The sequence below is a fragment of the Exiguobacterium sp. SL-10 genome, from assembly GCF_004337025.1.
Lineage (GTDB): Bacteria > Bacillota > Bacilli > Exiguobacteriales > Exiguobacteriaceae > Exiguobacterium.
The window spans coordinates 28,742-47,689 of record NZ_SJUP01000004.1 but is presented as its reverse complement, the minus strand read 5'-3'; the positions used below and the strand labels follow the sequence as shown (position 1 = coordinate 47,689).

Sequence of the window (18,948 nt, the reverse complement as noted above, 5' to 3'; positions counted from 1 at the left end):
CTTTTTTGACGCGGAATTGTCCGAAGCGTTCGTAAAACGGGTAAATATAAAGGTAGCTCTTTTGCGTGGAACGGAGGGAGAACGATGAAAAAATGGGAACGTGACGTCCTCATCGGTTGGATCGTCGTCTTGTTGGTGCTCGTCGCGCACTATCTCATCACGGTGTCGCTCGGCAACACGTATTTCGCTGAGTCGACATTGAATCGGATGCTTTGGCTCAGTAGTTTCCCAGCCTTTTTAATCGCCTTTATTGCGGCCCTCTTCCAGAAAACAAATGCACTCACGTTGGCTGTTCGCCGTTCGGCCATCTGGACGGCCGAACTCGTCGTTGCTTTCTCGCTCGTCGCCTGGTTCTTTCGAGCGTTCGAGACGTTGTTTGTGAGCCCGGGTGCGTATTGGATGTTTGGGGCGGTCCTGCTCGCTCCGCTCGTCTACTTGTTCGAGTTCCGGCGTCAAAACCGCGGGACGAAAGCCGGGGCCCACTAAAGTTAGAAAACGTCTCCGTCATGGAGGCGTTTTTAGTCTGGCCAGGAATGGGAATGGGGTACAGAACACAAGAATGGAGGGAATCACCATGAGTCATTATTTTTCATCATCGTACGAGGAGTCGCGTGAAAAGTTTCTCGCCCTGCTCGACCGCGTCAAACCCTATTATCCGACGGCCCGCGTGATGTCCCACTCGATTGGCGAGGATACGATCGACTTGATCATCGGTGAACCGGCGGGGTCACGCGAGGCGGTGCTTCTCATGACAATCGGCGAGCACGGTATCGAAGGGTACGCCGGTGCCGCCGTGACGCATCAGTTCGTCGAGACGCAGCTCAAAAATCTTCGACACGAGTCGACGGGGATTTGTCTCATCCATGCGGTCAATCCGTGGGGGATGAAGCATTTCCGTCGCGTCAATGAGCATAACGTCGACTTGAACCGGAACTACGTCATCGATCGTGAATCACTCCCGCGTAACGTCAATAAAGAGTATGAAGTCATGCGTCACTTGTTCGTCCCGGACGGCGTCATCGATGACTATCACGAGGCGCGCGAACACATCTACTCGTTCCTCGGTTCTGGTATCAAGCTCGACGGGTTTGACGCGATGACCGAGGCGAAGGGGATGGGGCAATATCAGTTCCCGAAAGGCGTCTATTATGGCGGCGAGTCGGATGAGCCGTCCGCCATCTTTTTGAAAGAGGTGCAACACGATTTGCTTGAGCGCTATGACCGCGTCGTCCATATGGATTGGCACACGGCGCTCGGCCCGACGAACGAAGTGACGATGGTCATCAGTGAACGGGACGGGCGTGACGTCGACGAGTTAAAGCAGGTATATGAGTTGAAGAATATTCAGACGTACGACCCGACCGACGTCCTCGGGGACTCGACGAACCATTTCTATTATGTGCGGGACACGCATCATCCAGAGAAAAAACTCGTCTCGGCGTTGTTCGAATTCGGGACGTTCGGGACGTCGACGAAAGCGACGATTCGTGAGTTTTTGACAATCATCCTTGAGAACCGGCTCTACTTCGAAGGGACGAAAGACCCGGAAGCCAGGAACAGCATTCGAAAAGAGTTCATGGCCATGTTCTATCCGGATGATGAGTCGTGGCGGACGTCCGTGTTACGCGAAGGTGCGGGCGCGATTGAGCACGTGTTGAAAGGCGAATCGCTTTGGCGCCACAGTTGATAGGTTTCTACTTTGGTCAAACGGGAAAAAGTGGGTTGTGGGCAAACACGAACGCCGCTCAACAATCCAACTGGGGGTTTTGACCAATGGGGAACTATATTACAGCACATGATGGAACGAATATTTTTGTAGAAGATGTCGGGACAGGGGACGCCGTCGTCTTCTTGCACGGCTGGCCAGCGAACAACAACATGTTCGAGTATCAAAAGAATGCGTTGCTCGAAGCAGGCTATCGCTACGTGGGGATTGACTACCGCGGCTACGGCAAGTCGGATGCGCCGGCGACGGGTTATGACTATGCGACGATGGCGTCTGACGTGCACATGGTCGTCAACGGGCTCGGCGTCAAAGACTTCACGCTCGTCGGTTTCTCGATGGGCGGGGCAATCGCCATCCGTTACGCGGTCGACTTCCCGGATGACGGGTTGAAGAAGCTCGTCCTTTCAGGCGCCGCGGCACCGGTGTTCACGCAACGTCCGGACTATCCGTACGGGATGACACAAGCCGAGGTCGATGCGTTGATTGAAGACACATTGAACGATCGGCCGAAGATGCTCGAAGGATTCGGTGAGATTTTCTTCGAGAAAGAACATTCGAAGCCGATGCAAAACTGGTTCCATCATCTTTCGCTCGTCGCGTCGAGCCACGGGACAATCGCTTCGGCGAAAGCACTCCGTGATGAGGATCTTCGAGAGGACTTACCGAAAGTCAACGTCGAGACACTCATCATCCATGGCGTACACGACAAGATTTGTCCGTTTGAGTTCGCGCTCGAGATGGAAAAAGGGATCCCGAACTCTCGTATCGAGCGGTTTGAGGAGAGCGGTCACGGTACCGTCCTCGATGAGATGGACAAGTTCAACAAGACGTTGCTTGGATTTATCTAAACATGTGACAAGTCTAGGGATTTCCTAGGCTTGTTTTTTTGTGCCCACCCAAAATACGTTTCTTAGATTTGTGGGGCTAGAATGACTTGTACACGGGTATAGCTAAAATGAAGCATGTTGTTCGAGTTGAGATTGAACGAGTTTGCCGGATGCCGATATATCGGCATAGAGATGTTGTTGTTCGCCACACGGTCAAGGATGGCTATGGAAAAGCCGCTCGGGACCGTGCCTGTTTGTGTGTTCACACGTGATTCGATCAACTCATCTGGAAACGCTTCATAAGAAAAAAGGAATGAGCCTCTTTTTGCTAGAATGAATGATATTGACATGGTCAATTTGTGCTGACTAAACACTAATACATGGTACAATGAAGAGGTGGATTTTTAGATTGAGGAGAGATTGTACATGAATATCGCTTTCTTTTTATATCCGAAAGAAGACGTCAAATATTTAGACCCGGAATCGACAGTGCGGCAAGCGCTCGAGAAGATGAAACATCATCGTTTCACATCGGTGCCGCTCGTCTCTGAAAACGGCTTTTACGCCGGGACGATGACAGAAGGGGATTTACTTTGGGCACTCGCCGAACAGCTTCGCGGGGAAGAAGACTACGAAAAAGTGCTCCGGACACGCCTGAAAGACATTAAGCAACGCGTCCGGTATAAGCCGGTCGCCATCACGGCTCAAATCGAAGAGCTCGTCGATGCGATCACAGATCAAAACTTCGTGCCGGTCGTCGATGACGGGAAGTATTTCATCGGCATCATCCGGCGTCGCGACATCATCGAGTATTACTCGACGAAGTTGCAACAGCTCGAGAATAAAGTGAACTAAACTTGAAAGCCAAGTCGCTATGACTTGGCTTTCATATCGTTCACGTAAAAATAGAAAGGGGAACTGAACATGAATGAAGAAGAAACGTTTGTGATTGAGTCGGTCTCACCAAATGAACGCTACGTCTGTGTATTTGAGGATGATGGGGACACGGGGTACGTTTATTTTTGTCCACTGAATTCTTCAGGGGAGATGGAAGGCGTCGCGGACGCGCTTTGGATTTACGACCAAATCGCACCGCCGATTGAAGCGTGTGAAGAAGTCGGATTTGCCTGGGACGACGATTCATCTAAAGTCGCATTCATCGTGGATGGAGAATGCTGGGGGCTGTTGGACCTGAACACGAAGCGAAAACTCACCGCACCGCGTGAGCATAACGCCATCGTCTCGCTCCCGATTGAACTGTGGGAAGAAGGCATTCCGGTGTCAGAGGGTGAAGTGTTGCAGTTGAGCGTGGAGAGCTGACGTTCATGAAAAGCTTAGTAAAATATTTGGCCGTTATCATCTTGGCCATAGCGCTCTTATATGGCTACAATACGTTTGTTCCGAAAAACCTCACGACATTGATCATCGGCCTCCCGATTTATGTCGGAATCCTTCTTTGGGTCGTGAATCTCTTTGAGAAGAGGCTAGGTATGACTTGAGCATCATCTCCTCATGAATCGGTCGCACAATCTTGTGCGGCCGTTTTTTGTTGCCTCATGTCGGGTACAGTCACAAGAGACAAAGGAGGGGACAACAATGGATGTGTTGACATATCGATTTGAAGACGACGGTTCGATCCCGAACAATCCGGATTTCCCGGTGTTGTTATATCGCGGCGTGTTCGATGAGACGGACGGGATACAGACGACGTTCGAACATAACGACTGGGGGAATAGCTGGGTCAACGGCGTGTTCGATTACCACCACTACCACAGCAACACGCATGAAGTGCTCGGTGTGAAGTCAGGGCGGGCGACCGTTCAGCTTGGCGGTGCGACCGGGGACCTCGTCTTAATTCAGGCGGGGGATGTCTTGATTTTACCGGCCGGGACCGGACATCGCCGACTCGAGGCGAGTGACGACTTTGAAATTGTCGGCGCGTATCCGGAAGGACGCGACTATGACACGTTGACGGGAAAACCGGAAGAACGGCCCGACAGTGTACTGCGCATCGAACGAGTCGATAAACCGGCGACCGATCCTGTCTTTGGGACGACCGGGCCGTTACATGAACAATGGACGAAGGAGGAAACAATATGAACCGCATTCCACACACATTAATTTTGGCAGCATTGAAACAACATGTGGCTGAATTGCCGGACGGGCGTGAGATGAGGGCCCTCGGGCAAGGCACGTGGCGCATGGGAGAAGACGAATCGAAACGGGAAGCCGAAATCGAGGCGCTCCGGACGGGACTCGACTGCGGGTTGCACGTCATCGATACGGCCGAGATGTACGGAGAAGGGAAATCAGAGTCGCTCGTCGGCGAAGCGATCCAAGACCGACGAGAGGACGTGTTCCTCGTCTCGAAAGTGTATCCGCATAACGCCGGGGGCGACAAGCTCGTCCAGGCGTGTGACGCCACGCTCGAACGGCTCGGTACGGATTATCTCGACTTGTATCTCCTCCATTGGCGTGGGAACATCCCGCTCGAGGAGACGGTCGACGGGCTGGAGCAATTGAAGGCGGACGGAAAAATCCGGGCGTGGGGTGTCTCGAATTTTGACGTCGACGACATGAAAGAACTGCTCGCCTTGCCGAACGGAAAGCATTGTGCGGTCAACCAAGTGCTCTATCATCTCGGCAGCCGCGGCGTCGAATATGACTTGTTGCCGTTCTTACAGGAACACGGCATTCCGATGATGGCTTACGCTCCGCTAGCCGAAGGTAGCGACGTGAAAGAGAAAGTGTTCAATGATGAGACGTTGAACCGGATTGCTGAGGCGTACAATGCGACACCGGCCCAAATCTTACTGACGTGGACGGTGCGGAACGGAAACGTCATCGCCATCCCGAAAGCGGGACAGAAAGCACACGTCGAAGAAAATGGCGCGGCGCTTCTCCTCAACCTGACCGAGGACGACTTTAACGCGCTCGACGAAGCATTCCCACCGCCGAGCGAGAAAAAACCATTAGATGTGATTTGATGCAAAACAGGTGAGTCCCATTCGATGGGGCTCACCTGTTTCATTTGTTCAATTCGCGAGCGGATGTTTCAAGAGATAGTCTTCAATCTGTCCGATCGTCTGTTTCAACACGCCGTCCTCGAACGGCGACTTGAGTCCGGCCAGTTCGACGAGCTCGAGGAACGAGCGGCTGCCGCCGGCTTGGCAGAGCGTGAGGTAATCGCTCCACGCCGCTTCACGGTCCTCATGCATGCGCACCCAGAATTGGAAGGCACACACTTGCGCGAGCGTGTAGTCGATATAGTAGAACGGGCTCTGGAAGATGTGTCCTTGTTGGTGCCACCATGCGCCCGACTCAAGATAATCATTCGTCTCGTAGCCACGGTGCGGGAGATACACTTTCTCGAGGTCGCGCCATGCCTGCCGACGCTCTGCGACCGTCATGTTAGGGTTGCGGTAGACGACATGCTGGAACTCATCGACGAGGACGCCGTACGGCAAGAACGTGATGCTTCCTGCCAAATGGTTGAACTTGTACTTGTCGACTTGGTCACCGAAGAACAGCTCCATCCACGGCCAGCAGAAGAACTCCATCGACATCGAGTGGATCTCACATGCCTCGTACGTCGGGAACGCGTATTCCGGTGTCGTCAAATGACGGCTCTCGTATACTTGGAAGGCGTGACCGACCTCGTGCGTGAGCACGTCGATATCGCCGGCCGTCCCGTTGAAGTTGGAGAAGATGAACGGCAGACCTTCTGACGGGAGGTACGTGCAGTAGCCGCCGCCGGCCTTGCCTGGCTTCGCCGTCAAATCGAGAGCGCCGCGTTGTTGCATGAACTGGAAAAACTCGTCCGTCTCGTTCGAGAGTTCCCGGTACATCGTGTTGCCGCCTTCGATGATAAACGTCTCGTCGCCCTGTGGCGTCGCGTTGCCGTCCGGGAAGACGAACGACTCATCATAGTACGTGAGCGTATCGACGTCGATCCGTTTCGCTTGCTTCTCTTTTAACGTCGTCGCGAGTGGGACGATGACGTCACGCACTTGTTTGCGGAAGTTGTCGACGTTCGACTCGTCATAGCCGACACGTTGCATCCGGGCGTACCCGAGCTCGACGAACGAGGGGAAGCCGAGCGCGTGCGCGATGTCGGTCCGGACGCGGACGAGTTCGCCGTAGATGCGGTCGAGTTCATCCCCGTTGTCGGCGAGATATGTATAACGGGCCTCGGACGCCGCTTTTCGTACCGAACGGTCAGGAGATTGTAAATACGGTCCGAACTGGGACAAGTTGAGCGTCTTGCCATCGAATTCGATTTGGGCCGCCGACATGACTTTCTGATAAGCGGTCGCCAATCGGTTCTCTTCCTGCAGTTTCGGGATGAGCGATTCCTCGAAAGTCTTGAGCGCGCGCTCCGCGAGTTCGAACAACTGGCTGCCCCATTCCTGTTCGAGTTGGCTCCGTAAGTCGTGCTCGGTCAAAACGCGATAATATGCTTGGACCTCTTTTTCGTAAACCGGTAACGCATCGTCGAAGAACGTCTGCTCGGCCTCGTAAAACGCATCACGCGTGTCGATCGAGTGGCGAATCGCGACGAGTTGACTTTGCGTCTCAAACGCGTTCCGTTCCTGGTTGATTTGGCGAATCAATTCGTTCGCCTCTTCGAGTGTGCTTGCTTGTTGCAATTCGACTGAATAGTCCGACAATCGGCTGTTCAAAGCGTCCAAGTCGGGCCGTTCATATGACAATTTTGTGAAAGTCGTCATTGTAAGCGCCTCCATCATGTGAAATTTTTATAAAGTGTAAAAAGGGCTTGCAAAAGCGATTGCACACTCGTATTCTTACGATGTGTAAACGAATTCGCACTACCTTATTACAACTATACCGTTTCTAGGGTAGGGATTGAAGAGGAAGCTTTTCGGGTATAAAAGCTAAGACTTTGATTAACAGAACATGTTGGAGGGATTAAGCTATGGGATTCTTTAAAAAACTATTTGGTGGTAAAGAAGAACAACTTAACGCGGTTTCACCGCTTACAGGGAAGGTCATTGACATCACGAACGTTCCTGACCAAGTGTTCTCGCAAAAAATGATGGGTGACGGCATCGCCGTCGAACCAACAGACGGCAAAGTCGTCTCGCCGGTCAACGGTACAATCGCGACAGTCTTCCCGACGAAACACGCGATTGGGATCAATGCAGACAACGGTGCAGAGTACTTGATTCACATCGGTCTCGACACGGTCAATCTTAAAGGTGAAGGCTTCGAAACGCACGTGACAGAAGGACAAGCTGTCAAAGCAGGCGATACGCTCGTCACATTCGACCTCGACTTCATCAAAGCGAACGCGCCGTCGACGATCACACCGGTGATCATCACGAACCACGACAGCTTCGGTGTGAACAAACTCGTTGCTGAAGGTGACACGGTCACAGCCGGTTCTTCTGAAGTCGTCGAGTTGACGAAAAAATAAGTTGAACATTTTACTCGGAGGCATACGCTTCCGAGTATTTTTTTTTGGATTCGGGAACTATACTAAAAAGAGAGGGGGAGAGACACATGGATGGAAAAAACGCACCGTATCGGGGGTATGGGGATCGGATTCGAATTTTACGTGAGCGGGCTGGTATCTCGGTCGAGGCACTCGCCGACCGTATTGGCGTCGCGCCGTACTTTATTCGCCGCACCGAACTGAGTGAAGTCTACCCGACGATGCCTTACATAGAGGTGCTCGCCGAGGCGCTCAAGATTGACGCGAACTATTTGGCCCGCCATATTTGGACGGGCGAGTCGCTCAAAGTACTCATGAAAGGGACAGTCCCGGAGCTCGAGCAGATGAAACTCGCCTACGAAGAGGCGATGCACGGCAAGTCGACCGAGGACATGCAGCGGCAGCTCGAGGCACGCATGCGCATCTTTGACCTGATGCACGAAGAAGAACTTCGTCGCATCTTCGCCGAAGATGAAGAACCGACGTCTCATCATGCGCTCGAGGCGCTCGTCGATGCTGTGCTCGACCTCGGTCGGTCGCACGAACCGACGCATCGGATTGTCCCGTTCGCTCGCTATATCGAGCAACTCGTGCCGGATCAGTTCGTCGACAACTCGTTCCAATACACGGAGTTCGGGATTGTCGATAAATCGTATAAATTGCAGTGAAGGCCGTGGGCGACCACGGTTTTTTGCTATGGATGAAAGGAAGACAATCATGATTGCGATTCAAGCATTGAAGCGACGGTTAGTGAACAACCGGTTGGACGTCCAGTTAGAAGAAGGATATGTGAACCAATTAACGTTCTCTTTCAATCGTCCAGCTACTGTGACGGAGTTGGAGCGGTTGCCGAAAGAAATGCCGGTAGCGGTCCGTTCCTTATTAGCTGAACATAACGGAATAAAACTGTTCGAGGACCCGGAGTACGGCGGAGGGATTGAGCTATTTTCGGTCGATGAGATTCTTGACTACCGACAACTTTGGGACTGTCCTGTTTCTTTTCTACCGATAGGGGTTGGTCGTGACGGAGAATGGATTGTTTGCGAATACATAAGTGAGACGGACAATCGGGTGTGGGTTGGAGAGTTTTTGAGTTTTGATGAAGAAGACGCTAAATTGAACCGCTTGCCGTTCACCTTTTCACAATGGTTGGATTACGTGATCGTGGCACAAGGAGCCGCGTTCTGGGATTGGTTTCGTGGCTAAAAAAGAACGGCCGCCCAAATGGGTGGCCGTTCTGTCGTTCAACGCGACATGCGCGCGTCGTAACGTACTTTCGGTCGTGTCCCGGCAAGTAGGAAGCCGAGCACGATATTGAGAATCGTGAGCACCCACCCGACGTAACCGAACGTATAGGCGAGGCTTGCGAGCATCGTCTGCCAGTCGAGTAAGGACGCGGCGTCACCACGAACGGTGAAGCGGATTGCGGTGAATCCGATGAGCGTCGTCGCTGTGATCAAGATGCCGATCCACGCGCCGCCGAACCGCGACGTCTCCTGCCGTCGGCTGACCGGATACCAAAAAGCGAGCGTCCCGAGGAACGTGCTTCCCGCGTATGCGAGCAAGATTTGCCACAGCGCATCAGCGTCCAAGAAGACGGTATAACAGATGAACGTCGTGAGCGTCGTCATGAAAGTAAAGATTAAAGCCGCGAGTGATCGTGAGCGCATTGTTCGTTTCCTCCTCATTTTGCACATTCTTTAGAGTATACGAAAACGAAAATGCTGTAAACGTTATTGTCGATTCTGTAATATTTGTCGCCATTGTTTAATCGCATTGTTGCCGTAGAATAAGACACCGCCGCGATAAAATTTCGAGCCGACCCACAAAATCACACCGATTGTGGCAATCATGATGCCAATTGACAACGCGACTTCCCATACCGGCACGTCGACGAGCATGACACGAAGGAACATGAGCATCGGTGTGAAGAACGGGACGTACGACAAAATCGTGACGATCGGTGCTTCTGGGTTGTTCAAGCCGAACATGGCGGCGAGGAACCCGGCGACAAGGAGCATGATGACCGGCATCGTCATCTGTTGCGACTCTTCGACCCGGCTAACGAGCGAACCAAGCACGGCAAACATGGCCGCATAGAGCAAATACCCGAGCGTGAAGAACGTCAACAAGTAGACGACGGCCCGGACGTTGCCGGCGTTATCGATGACCGACTGGGCCATCTCGTTGCTACGGGCGCTGAAGTAACCAAAGCCGAGGAAGATTGCGATTTGGAGCAGGGCGAGCGTTCCGATGGCCGAAATTTTGGCGAGCATATGCGTCACAGGATGCGTCGTCGAGATGATCAGCTCCATGACGCGTGACGACTTCTCGGTCGTGACCTCGGTCGAGATCATCGAGCCGTACGTGATGATTGAGACGTAAAGCAACATGAGCATGACATAGACGAACGCGAACGACGAGAACAGCTCGTCCGAGTTTTCACCGCCACGTCCGAGATACGATTCATCGACCGTCACGGGCTCATTCAATGCCGCGAGGACAGTCGGATCGATGTTCGACGTCTCAATCAGTTCGGCGTTCCGGATTTCGCGGAGTGCCGTCTGGAGGACCGTCGTGAAGTCCGGTTCTGGGCGTTCCGATAGGACGCGGGCCGAATCGTTTTCGATGAAGGCGACGATCTCATAATCCCCCTTGTCGAGGCCAGTACGCGCTTCCTCCTCGTTTATGGCCGCCGATTCGATGTCTTCATAACCGAGCGACTGCATGAGTGTCGTCAGTTCATTGTTTTCGGTGACGAGGATGGCTTGCGCCTGATCGGTGTCCTCGAAGTTCGCGAGCAGACGGTCGATGTTCGTGAAACCGAGAATGAACAAGATCGTCAAAATCGTCGAGATGAGGAACGCCTTTGAGCGAAGCTTCGAACGTAACGTAAACGAGTAAAGTGGTCCGAAGTTATGAAACATGTTGGCCGACCTCCTTGATGAAGATGTCGTTTAATGAAACGGGTTGGCGCATGAACGTCTTGACGGCGGCACCATTCGTGACAAGGGCACCAAGGACCGCGTCGCTATCATCGAACGAGTCGAGCCGGACGAAATGGCCGTCTTTATAAGGTTCGACCGCCCGGACGACCGGGATGGCTTGAAGCACATCAGGACGGTCCGTTTCGATGAAGAGCACCGGTTCGGCGTAACGTGCTTTGATTGCCGGCACGTCGCCGCTCACAACCGCGCGTCCACCTTTCAAGATGCCGATATGTTGGCACAATTCCTCGACGTGTTCCATCCGGTGGCTCGAGAAGACGATCGTCGTCCCAGCGTCACGGAGGGCGAGCACTTCACGTTTTAAAATCTCGACGTTGACCGGGTCGAGCCCGCTGAACGGTTCATCAAGGATGAGCAGTTCCGGGTTGTGGAGCAGGGCGGCCACGAGTTGAATCTTCTGTTGGTTCCCTTTGGACAGTTGTTCGACGCGCATCGTCTCATACTGGGGAATCTCGAGCCGTTCGAGCCACGATTTGACGGCCCGTTTCGCCTCGGCCTGGCGCATGCCTTTTAGACTCGCGAGAAAGACGAGCTGGTCCCGGACAGGTGATTTCGGATAAAGGCCCCGTTCTTCCGGCAGATAGCCGACGATGCGGTGATCGACGTTTCGGCCGTCCCATGTAATCGTACCGGCACTCGGTTTTAAGATGTCGAGGATCATGCGGAACGTCGTCGTCTTGCCGGCCCCGTTCGCCCCGAGCAGGCCAAACATCTCACCTTTCGGGACGTGGAAGCTCAAGTCGTCAACAGCCGTGAACTCGCCGAACTGTTTTGAGACGCGATCGATGTGTAACGTCATATATGTACCTCCTTATAGGTGTCTACTACTAGCGTACGCCATATTGAGCAAAAAGTTTCACATTTCTTCGAAAATGATTTATCTTGAAATCAAGATAATAAAAGGAGGACATGACATGACGAAGCAATCAGCGGGCATCCATCACATTTCGTCGATGGTGAAAGACCCACAGCGTACACTAGACTTTTATGGGAATGTCCTTGGACTCCGGTTCGTTAAACAGACGGTCAACTTCGATGACCCTGGCACCTACCACTTTTACTTTGGGGACGAACAAGGGTCACCAGGTACGGTCATCACGTTTTTCCCGATTCCAGGAATCGGCAAAGGCAGCGTCGGTAGCGGACAGGTCGGGGTCACGGCATATCTCGTCCCGGAAGGCAGTCTCTTATTTTGGGAGAAACGATTGAACGAACATGGCATCGGCACGGTCGCGACCGAACGGTTCGGTGAGCCGTCGCTACTATTCGAAGACCCGGACGGACTCGTCGTCGAGCTCGTCGCCCGGACGAGTTCGAAACAGACGAATTGGGTCGTACCGGGCGTGACTTCACGCGAAGCGATTTCTGGTTTCGCCGGGGCGACGTTACTGTCGAAAGACCCGGAGGCGACGGTCCGCCTGTTGACGGAACTGTTTGGCTTTGAGACGGTAGGGGAAGATTCAGAATGGATTCGCCTACAAGCTTCAGCCGACTACGGCAACGTCATCGACGTGAAAAAGACCATCCTGCCGAACGGGGTACCCGGTTCGGGGACGGTCCATCATATCGCGTGGCGCATCAGTGACGGAGAGGACTACACGACGTGGCAAGACGCCATCTTCGGACTCGGTCTGCGACCGACCGAAGTAAAAGAGCGTCATTATTTCCGCTCCGTCTACTTCCATGACGGCGGCCGGATTCTCCATGAACTGGCGACCGATGCGCCCGGCTTTTTGATTGATGAGAGTTTGGAGGGCCTCGGCTCGACACTCAAACTTCCGGCCTGGTTCGAACAGGACCGTGAGGCGATCACTCGCACGTTACCAATCATTACAATCCCGAGAGGAGATATGACATGATTCATCAATTCATTAAAGGCACGACCGAGACGACACTCGTTTTATTGCACGGGACAGGGGGGACGGAGCAGGATTTGATTCCGCTCGCCCGCATCCTTTCTCCTGAGGCGAACATTTTGACGCTCCGAGGGGACGTGCTCGAGAACGGTATGTCCCGCTTCTTCCGCCGTCATGCGGAAGGCGTCCTCGACCTTGAGGACTTGAAGCAGCAGACGGAACGGTTTTTGACGTTCTTGGATGAAGCCGTCAACGAGTACGGCATCGACCGGGACAAGATGATTCCGCTCGGGTATTCGAACGGGGCCAACTTGATTGGCTCGGCGCTCTACCGGAAGCATGCGTTCCACGCATCGCTCTTGTTCCATCCGATGGTCCCGGACCGTTCGCTCACGTTGCCAGATCTCTCAGGCGCGAACGTGTTCATCTCGGCCGGCGAGCGAGACCAGATTTGCCCGAAAACAGAAACAGAAGAGCTCACATCGACGCTACGGAATGCCGGAGCGGACGTTGAACTCTTCTATCATGGAGGCGGACACGAATTGCGTATGGAAGAAGTCGAGGCGGCACAGGTCTGGTTGGCACGATTCCTCGGTTAAGCCATCTTCTTCGGTTTCGATGGTCGCGAGTAGACGACGAGCACACCGCGATCAATCAAATAGGCGGCGAACAGACGTTTCGCCTCTTCAGAACGAACGGTTCGGTCGATTTGGATATACAATCGGCCGAGCTTTTTTTGTGACGTGCGGGTCAATAACCAGATGGAGTCTAGCGTGTACTGCCAGCTGCGGAGTGTATCCGCCCCGATATACATATACCGGTTCGACGTGCGTTCAAGCAGGTAGTTGAGCCACCAGACGTCGCGCGCAAGTTTCATGGCGACGCCGACGAAGAACGAGATGAATACGAATGACAGGGCAGATAGAATCGGATGGATGGCGGTAAATCGCTCCCGGATCGGTTCGAAGGCGACGATGAGCAGTCCGACGGAAAAGGCGCCGGTGAACCACCAAAATCCGAAGTTAGAGAATGAACGTTTTGAGTCATGCACCATATGATGACGGTTACGAATGACGGAAGCCATTCTCTACACCTCCTTTTTGTTAGAATATTCTGATTATTTGATAAGACTACTATACTATACTGTACCCACTCTCGTCTATTTGAATTCGTGCTAAACCTGCTGTCGGATGAAGAATTCTTGACGTTTCGGCTTGCAACGGGTAATTCCGGGGAATGATGACAGTGACGTCATCATTTTTTTGTGGAAACGTAATTTCACCAGGTCAAAAAATCGGCTATGATGGATGAGGCAAAAATTGAAGCGAGGGAATTGGATGAAGAAGATGAAAGTAGGCGAATTGCGGGTCGAGCTCAAGCAATTCGACCAAAACGAGTTGATTGAACTAATCGTCGGGTTGTATAAACAACACGCAGACGTGAAGACGACGTTGAACCGTTATTTCAGCGAAGGCTTCGAAGCTGAAGAGATGCTTCGGCTCATCAAAGAGATTGTCCGACTAGGGGACAAGGGAACGAATCGTTTTTTGATGAACTTTAACATGTTGCGTGAAGGGGCGACCATCGTCAAAGAAGCAGAACGTTTCACGGATCCGGTGCTCACGGAACGGGTGCGCATCTTCTATCTCACTTATTTTGGCGGATATGTCGCGGAAGCTGGACAGCTGCTCGAAACGCAGGCTCCTCGCGAACTCGAGGTGTTCTTTACGCAGTTTGAAAAGATTATGCGGTGTGTTCAGGAAAACCCCGGATTGCTGTTGCCACTCGAAGACGAAGTGGGGGAGATGCTCGAGGAGTTTCCGATTGAACGGAAGAAAGAAACGATTGCCTTTTGGAATCGTCAAAAAGAATTGGCTAAACAACAATATTGATTTATAGAACTTGAGGGAATATCATGCGAAATCATTGGTACGATAATATTAAAGGCGTGCTCGTCTTGCTTGTCGTGTTCGGTCACTTGCTGACCGATGTACGCGGCGCTTATGACGACATCTTGCCGAAATGGGTGTATTTGTTCTTATATACGTTCCATATGCCGTTGTTCATTATGTTGAGCGGTTATTTCTTCCGAGAGAACCGTTATTTGCGGGTCATCCAGCTGTTCGTCGTCTACGTCATCTGGCAGATCATTCTTGGCTCATGGTTCGCCTTCACCGAGGGCATCCCGCTCTTGTCGCTCGAGAATCCTGGTCTCATCCTCTTGAAACCGTATTGGGCGCTCTGGTATTTGATGGCGATCATCATCTGGTACGTCATCACTCCCTATGTGACCCAGTTGAAAGGATACGTGCTGTACGCGCTCTTGTTCGCGCTCTTGTTCGGCTTCCAAGCTGAGTCGACCGGGTTCTTCGCGCTTCGAAAAGTCATCATGTTCTATCCGTTCTTCTTGATCGGGAACTGGATGAGTGAACGGAATACGATGAACTTCTTCGAACTGCCGAAACGGGCCGAACACCGGAACCGGTATCGGATCGGCGGCTTTGCCGTCTTCACGACGCTCACGCTCGGGCTGCTCGCCTCGATGAGTTTCCAGAGCGAAAGTGCGTTCTACCATATCGGCAACTTGTTCAAATTCCGCTTCGCCTACGAGACGGCGGTGCCGGAGGCGATCTGGAGCGGCCCGTTCGCCTTCTTGATCGTCTATACGGTATCCATCCTTATGGCGATCAGTTTCGCACTCATCATTCCTGGTCGCGAGTTGCCCGTATTCACTCGGGCCGGGAAGTACAGCCTCTACATTTATTTGGTGCACGTCTTCCTCGTCGTCGCCTGGAAGGCGTTCGTGCCGGCCGGATTCATGCCGACGTCATGGCTCCAATTGCTCGTCTTGTTCGGCGTCGCCTTCTTGATCGTCCTATTGATCATCAGTCCGCCGGTCGTCAAGCTATTGAAGCCGCTCGTCGAGATTGACGTTCGCCGTGCCCAAGATGTGAAAGATGCAAAACCGTAAACCCTTTTCTAAACGGACGTTTTCCGCTACACTTTATAAAGGGAAGCGAAACTAGAGTTAAGGAAGTGACACCATGCCATACGAAAATGGAATGCATAGCACAGAAGGAGACGTCAACGTCTCACGTCACGTCGTCGAAATGATCGCCGCAGTCGCGGTCAAAGAGACGAAACACGTGTCGTTCACGCAAGAAGATACGAAACTGTCGGAGCGTGCGCTCATGAAGCACGTCAAAGTCGACGAGTCGTCAGAAGGCGTCACGATCAACTTGTCGCTCTACATCGCTTACGGTCAGTCGATCGTCAAGACGGTGACGGCCGTACAGGAACGCATCACGCAAGACATGGACACGATGCTCGCGATGACACCGCTCTCGGTGAACGTGAAAGTTGTCGGGATCCAGTTGTAAGCAGTAGGAGAGGCGCAGGCTTCTCCTACTTTTTTATTTTTTTGCGAAAGCGGTTGCATGATGGTAGCTTTTTCATTTATAATAGAAATCGAACAAGTGCAACCGTTTGCATCAATGACCAATCGTGCAACGGGTACTTGTCAAGTTCCCTTAATGTAGTCTGACGACAGAAACATTAGAAGGAAAGGCGGAAAGCATGTATGTCGACGATTGAAGCAGTCATTTTTGATTTGGACGGTGTCATCACTGACACCGCGGAGTACCATTACCTCGCTTGGAAACAACTTGGAGAAGAGCTCGATATTCCGTTTGACCGCGAGTTCAATGAGACGCTAAAAGGCGTGAGTCGGACGGACTCGCTCGAGCGCATCCTCGCGCTCGGTGGGAGACAAGACGATTTCACACCGGATGAGAAAGCGGAACTCGCACAGAAGAAGAACGAGCATTACGTTGAACTCATTCAACACATCTCTTCAGACGATTTGTTGCCAGGCATCATTTCATTCCTCGATGAAATCAAAGAGGCTGGTCTCAAAATCGGAATGGCATCGGCTTCTAAAAACGCATTCGCGGTCGTAGACGCACTTGGTGTCCGTCATTACTTCGATCACATTGTCGATGCAGCAACTGTCGCTGAATCAAAGCCACATCCCGAAGTGTTTTTGAAGGCTGCCTCTGCCCTTGGCGTGAAACCCGAACATGCCATCGGCGTTGAAGACGCAGCCGCAGGCGTGACTGCAATCAAAGCGGCAAACATGTTTGCTGTCGCCGTCGGGGAAGAATCGATGCTTGGTCATGCAGACCTCATCGTCACTTCGACCGACGAACTCTCGCTCGCACGCATCCTCGAACGCGTCGGCGTGTAAAGACTACGCTCATCTTCCGTGAGATGGCGACTGCCCCGAACAGTCGCCATCTTTTTGTTTTGGGTCAAAAGACTTAAAATAGATAGTAGTGCCTAAAAAAAGATGACAAGTACATTACAAAACCGTTACACTTTTATGTGGGAACAAGTAATAACTGGGAATAATTGATGAAATTGGGTGATGGGGGACATCAATTATGTACAGAGGAGGAGTCGTTCATGGAATCAACGAACGTCAATGAAACTATTTATCGAGAACTGATGGAGATTGAAGAATCATATCGTCAGTTGCAACGCCGCGCGGAATATTTAATATCAGAGCTAAACCGAAATAAACACGTAGAGGACCCTCTCCTCGACCCGGCAAAACGGCTTCGCCCGCGTCGTGTCAATCAACGCTATCCGCTCGAAGTCTACGTCCATCAAGTGACAGACCTGTTGAAGGAGCGGAAGACGATGAGCGTGCGGGACATCCAGATGGAACTCGAATTGCGCTATCGGCATCATATTAGCAACATCTATCAATTGATGGTGAAAATCGAGTCAGTCAATCCTGATATTAAAAAAATTGGCCGAGGCTTGTATACATACGAGGCCACGGATGACATGACGACGCACCCGGCCCACGCCTGAATGTGACCCGACGAGCTTGTCGGGTTTTTTTGGTTGTAACATTTCTGATACGTCTCGCCTCAAGGGAAATATGCTATAATTCGCCAGAGTCTATTTTTTTATGAGAGAGGAACGTTGGCCCATGTTATGGATTGCCATGTTGGTCAGTTTTGTGATGGCCATCTTGATCACGCCGCTCGTTCGCCGATTTGCTTTTCTGATCGGAGCGGTCGATCACCCGAACGCCCGAAAAGTACATTTACGGACGATGCCACGGATTGGCGGCCTCGCCATCTTCATCGCCTTTTTCATTGGTTATGCCTTGTTGCTTCCGACGAGCCGATATAACGATGCCATCTTGATCGGAGCGGTCGTCATCCTCTTGACGGGCCTCATCGATGACCGGTTCCAGCTGACGGCCCGCGTCAAGCTAATGGGACAGATGATCGCAACGGTCGTCGTCTTGAACTCCGGTATGCGTATCGAGTTGATCAACCTTCCGTTCGACCAGCAATTGTATCTTGGGTCGTGGAGTATCCCGGTGACGGTGCTTTGGCTGATTGGAATCACGAACGCGATCAACCTGATCGATGGGCTCGATGGTCTCGCCGCAGGTGTCTCGAGCATCGCACTCGGAACGATCGCCTTGCTCGCTATCATCCAAGGGAACGTCTATTTGACGATGATGGCCTTGTTGCTCCTCGCGAGCACGCTCGGTTTTCTCGTCCATAACTTCTATCCAGCGAAGATTTTCATGGGGGACACCGGTGCGCTCTTCCTCGGCTATATGCTCGCCGTGTTCTCGCTGATTGGGTTCAAGAACGTGACGTTGTTCTCGCTCGTCGTGCCGGTCCTCTTGCTCGGACTGCCGATTTCGGACACGATTTTCGCGATTGTCCGCCGGCTCGTCCAAGGGCGTCCGCCGATGTCGCCTGATAAGTCGCATATGCATCACCAGTTGATTGATATGGGCTTCACGACGCGACAAGCTGTGTTGCTCATGTACGGGATGACGTTCTTCTTCGGCATCGCCTCGATTCTGTTCGCGAAGACGACGATGCTCGGTGCGGTCATCACGTTCGTCATCGTGCTCATCGTCATCGAGCTGATCGTCGAATCGACCGAACTAATCCACCCGAACTACAAGCCAATCATTCATACGTCGCGGCGTCTACTTGGCCGGCCGAAGGCATGATCAGACCATAGAAAAACGACCGGG

At 52.5% G+C, this 18,948-nt stretch carries 23 protein-coding genes; 18 read left to right on the top strand and 5 right to left on the bottom strand.

The features are described from left to right. Window positions 1-84 precede the first annotated feature (84 nt). The 7 genes from EVJ33_RS06135 to EVJ33_RS06105 all read left to right on the top strand — a co-directional run bounded on the left by EVJ33_RS06135 (window position 85) and on the right by EVJ33_RS06105 (window position 5,540). Window positions 85-486: a hypothetical protein gene (locus EVJ33_RS06135; protein WP_131435417.1), complete on the top strand. Its 402-nt coding sequence runs from the start codon at window positions 85-87 to the stop codon at window positions 484-486. An 88-nt stretch (window positions 487-574) separates the two neighbouring features. Then, window positions 575-1,687: a M14 family metallopeptidase gene (locus EVJ33_RS06130; RefSeq protein ID WP_131435415.1), complete on the top strand. Its 1,113-nt coding sequence runs from the start codon at window positions 575-577 to the stop codon at window positions 1,685-1,687. 86 nt (window positions 1,688-1,773) lie between these two features. Then, complete coding sequence (locus EVJ33_RS06125) at window positions 1,774-2,574, top strand: alpha/beta fold hydrolase (protein WP_131435413.1); 801 nt, start codon at window positions 1,774-1,776, stop codon at window positions 2,572-2,574. 405 nt (window positions 2,575-2,979) lie between these two features. Beyond that, window positions 2,980-3,408: a CBS domain-containing protein gene (locus tag EVJ33_RS06120; RefSeq protein ID WP_021066516.1), complete on the top strand. Its 429-nt coding sequence runs from the start codon at window positions 2,980-2,982 to the stop codon at window positions 3,406-3,408. Between the two features lie 69 nt (window positions 3,409-3,477). Next, window positions 3,478-3,873: a DUF2251 domain-containing protein gene (locus EVJ33_RS06115; protein ID WP_131435412.1), complete on the top strand. Its 396-nt coding sequence runs from the start codon at window positions 3,478-3,480 to the stop codon at window positions 3,871-3,873. Window positions 3,874-4,149: 276 nt separating this feature from the next. Beyond that, window positions 4,150-4,653, top strand: coding sequence for a cupin domain-containing protein (locus tag EVJ33_RS06110; RefSeq protein WP_131435410.1), 504 nt, complete (start codon window positions 4,150-4,152; stop codon window positions 4,651-4,653). Beyond that, window positions 4,650-5,540: an aldo/keto reductase gene (locus tag EVJ33_RS06105; RefSeq protein ID WP_131435407.1), complete on the top strand. Its 891-nt coding sequence runs from the start codon at window positions 4,650-4,652 to the stop codon at window positions 5,538-5,540. Before EVJ33_RS06110 ends, EVJ33_RS06105 begins: the two co-directional genes overlap by 4 nt. A gap of 48 nt (window positions 5,541-5,588) precedes the next feature. Here the strand turns inward: EVJ33_RS06105 and EVJ33_RS06100 are convergent, their stop codons facing one another. Then, complete coding sequence (locus EVJ33_RS06100) at window positions 5,589-7,283, bottom strand: M3 family oligoendopeptidase (RefSeq protein WP_131435405.1); 1,695 nt, start codon at window positions 7,281-7,283, stop codon at window positions 5,589-5,591. 206 nt (window positions 7,284-7,489) lie between these two features. Between EVJ33_RS06100 and EVJ33_RS06095 the strand changes: the two genes are divergently transcribed. From EVJ33_RS06095 to EVJ33_RS06085, 3 genes are all read left to right on the top strand, one after another. Beyond that, window positions 7,490-7,990 carry a PTS sugar transporter subunit IIA gene (locus tag EVJ33_RS06095; RefSeq protein WP_029594982.1) on the top strand — a complete coding sequence of 167 codons (501 nt, stop codon included), beginning with the start codon at window positions 7,490-7,492 and terminating at the stop codon, window positions 7,988-7,990. An 86-nt stretch (window positions 7,991-8,076) separates the two neighbouring features. After that, the gene (locus EVJ33_RS06090; protein ID WP_131435403.1) at window positions 8,077-8,676 is read left to right on the top strand and encodes a helix-turn-helix domain-containing protein; all 600 of its coding nucleotides are present in this window, start codon (window positions 8,077-8,079) and stop codon (window positions 8,674-8,676) included. 49 nt (window positions 8,677-8,725) lie between these two features. Then, on the top strand, window positions 8,726-9,214 hold the full coding sequence (locus EVJ33_RS06085; RefSeq protein WP_131435401.1) for an SMI1/KNR4 family protein: 489 nt from the start codon (window positions 8,726-8,728) through the stop codon (window positions 9,212-9,214). Window positions 9,215-9,252: 38 nt separating this feature from the next. On the opposite strand, the gene EVJ33_RS06080 is transcribed toward EVJ33_RS06085, so the two are convergent. The 3 genes from EVJ33_RS06080 to EVJ33_RS06070 form a co-directional block, all read right to left on the bottom strand. After that, window positions 9,253-9,678 (bottom strand): hypothetical protein, encoded by a 426-nt coding sequence (locus EVJ33_RS06080; protein WP_131435399.1) that lies wholly within the window; start codon window positions 9,676-9,678, stop codon window positions 9,253-9,255. 63 nt (window positions 9,679-9,741) lie between these two features. Beyond that, window positions 9,742-10,935 carry an ABC transporter permease gene (locus tag EVJ33_RS06075; protein ID WP_131435398.1) on the bottom strand — a complete coding sequence of 398 codons (1,194 nt, stop codon included), beginning with the start codon at window positions 10,933-10,935 and terminating at the stop codon, window positions 9,742-9,744. Then, window positions 10,925-11,815, bottom strand: coding sequence for an ABC transporter ATP-binding protein (locus EVJ33_RS06070; RefSeq protein ID WP_131435396.1), 891 nt, complete (start codon window positions 11,813-11,815; stop codon window positions 10,925-10,927). The genes EVJ33_RS06075 and EVJ33_RS06070 overlap by 11 nt, the downstream gene beginning before the upstream one ends. A gap of 115 nt (window positions 11,816-11,930) precedes the next feature. Between EVJ33_RS06070 and EVJ33_RS06065 the strand changes: the two genes are divergently transcribed. After that, window positions 11,931-12,875 carry a VOC family protein gene (locus EVJ33_RS06065; RefSeq protein ID WP_131435394.1) on the top strand — a complete coding sequence of 315 codons (945 nt, stop codon included), beginning with the start codon at window positions 11,931-11,933 and terminating at the stop codon, window positions 12,873-12,875. Continuing rightward, window positions 12,872-13,471 (top strand): alpha/beta hydrolase, encoded by a 600-nt coding sequence (locus tag EVJ33_RS06060; protein ID WP_131435392.1) that lies wholly within the window; start codon window positions 12,872-12,874, stop codon window positions 13,469-13,471. The genes EVJ33_RS06065 and EVJ33_RS06060 overlap by 4 nt, the downstream gene beginning before the upstream one ends. Here EVJ33_RS06060 and EVJ33_RS06055 read toward each other — a convergent pair. After that, entirely contained in the window at window positions 13,468-13,956 is a 489-nt protein-coding gene (locus tag EVJ33_RS06055) for a hypothetical protein (protein ID WP_131435390.1), read from the bottom strand. The two genes, EVJ33_RS06060 and EVJ33_RS06055, sit on opposite strands and share 4 nt — an antisense overlap. A 253-nt stretch (window positions 13,957-14,209) precedes the next feature. On the opposite strand from EVJ33_RS06055, the gene EVJ33_RS06050 reads away from it, so the two are divergent. The 6 genes from EVJ33_RS06050 (at window position 14,210) to EVJ33_RS06025 (ending at window position 18,924) form a co-directional block, all read left to right on the top strand. Then, window positions 14,210-14,764, top strand: coding sequence for a hypothetical protein (locus EVJ33_RS06050; RefSeq protein WP_131435388.1), 555 nt, complete (start codon window positions 14,210-14,212; stop codon window positions 14,762-14,764). 23 nt (window positions 14,765-14,787) lie between these two features. After that, window positions 14,788-15,843, top strand: coding sequence for an acyltransferase family protein (locus EVJ33_RS06045; protein WP_131435386.1), 1,056 nt, complete (start codon window positions 14,788-14,790; stop codon window positions 15,841-15,843). A 73-nt stretch (window positions 15,844-15,916) separates the two neighbouring features. Further along, window positions 15,917-16,252 (top strand): Asp23/Gls24 family envelope stress response protein, encoded by a 336-nt coding sequence (locus EVJ33_RS06040; RefSeq protein WP_034778659.1) that lies wholly within the window; start codon window positions 15,917-15,919, stop codon window positions 16,250-16,252. Between the two features lie 200 nt (window positions 16,253-16,452). Further along, window positions 16,453-17,118 carry a beta-phosphoglucomutase gene (gene pgmB / locus EVJ33_RS06035; protein ID WP_131435384.1) on the top strand — a complete coding sequence of 222 codons (666 nt, stop codon included), beginning with the start codon at window positions 16,453-16,455 and terminating at the stop codon, window positions 17,116-17,118. A 218-nt stretch (window positions 17,119-17,336) separates the two neighbouring features. Continuing rightward, window positions 17,337-17,750, top strand: a complete 414-nt coding sequence (locus EVJ33_RS06030) for a Rok-like winged helix domain-containing protein (RefSeq protein ID WP_131435382.1) — start codon at window positions 17,337-17,339, stop codon at window positions 17,748-17,750. 121 nt (window positions 17,751-17,871) lie between these two features. Further along, window positions 17,872-18,924 (top strand): glycosyltransferase family 4 protein, encoded by a 1,053-nt coding sequence (locus tag EVJ33_RS06025; protein ID WP_131435380.1) that lies wholly within the window; start codon window positions 17,872-17,874, stop codon window positions 18,922-18,924. Window positions 18,925-18,948: the final 24 nt, after the last annotated feature.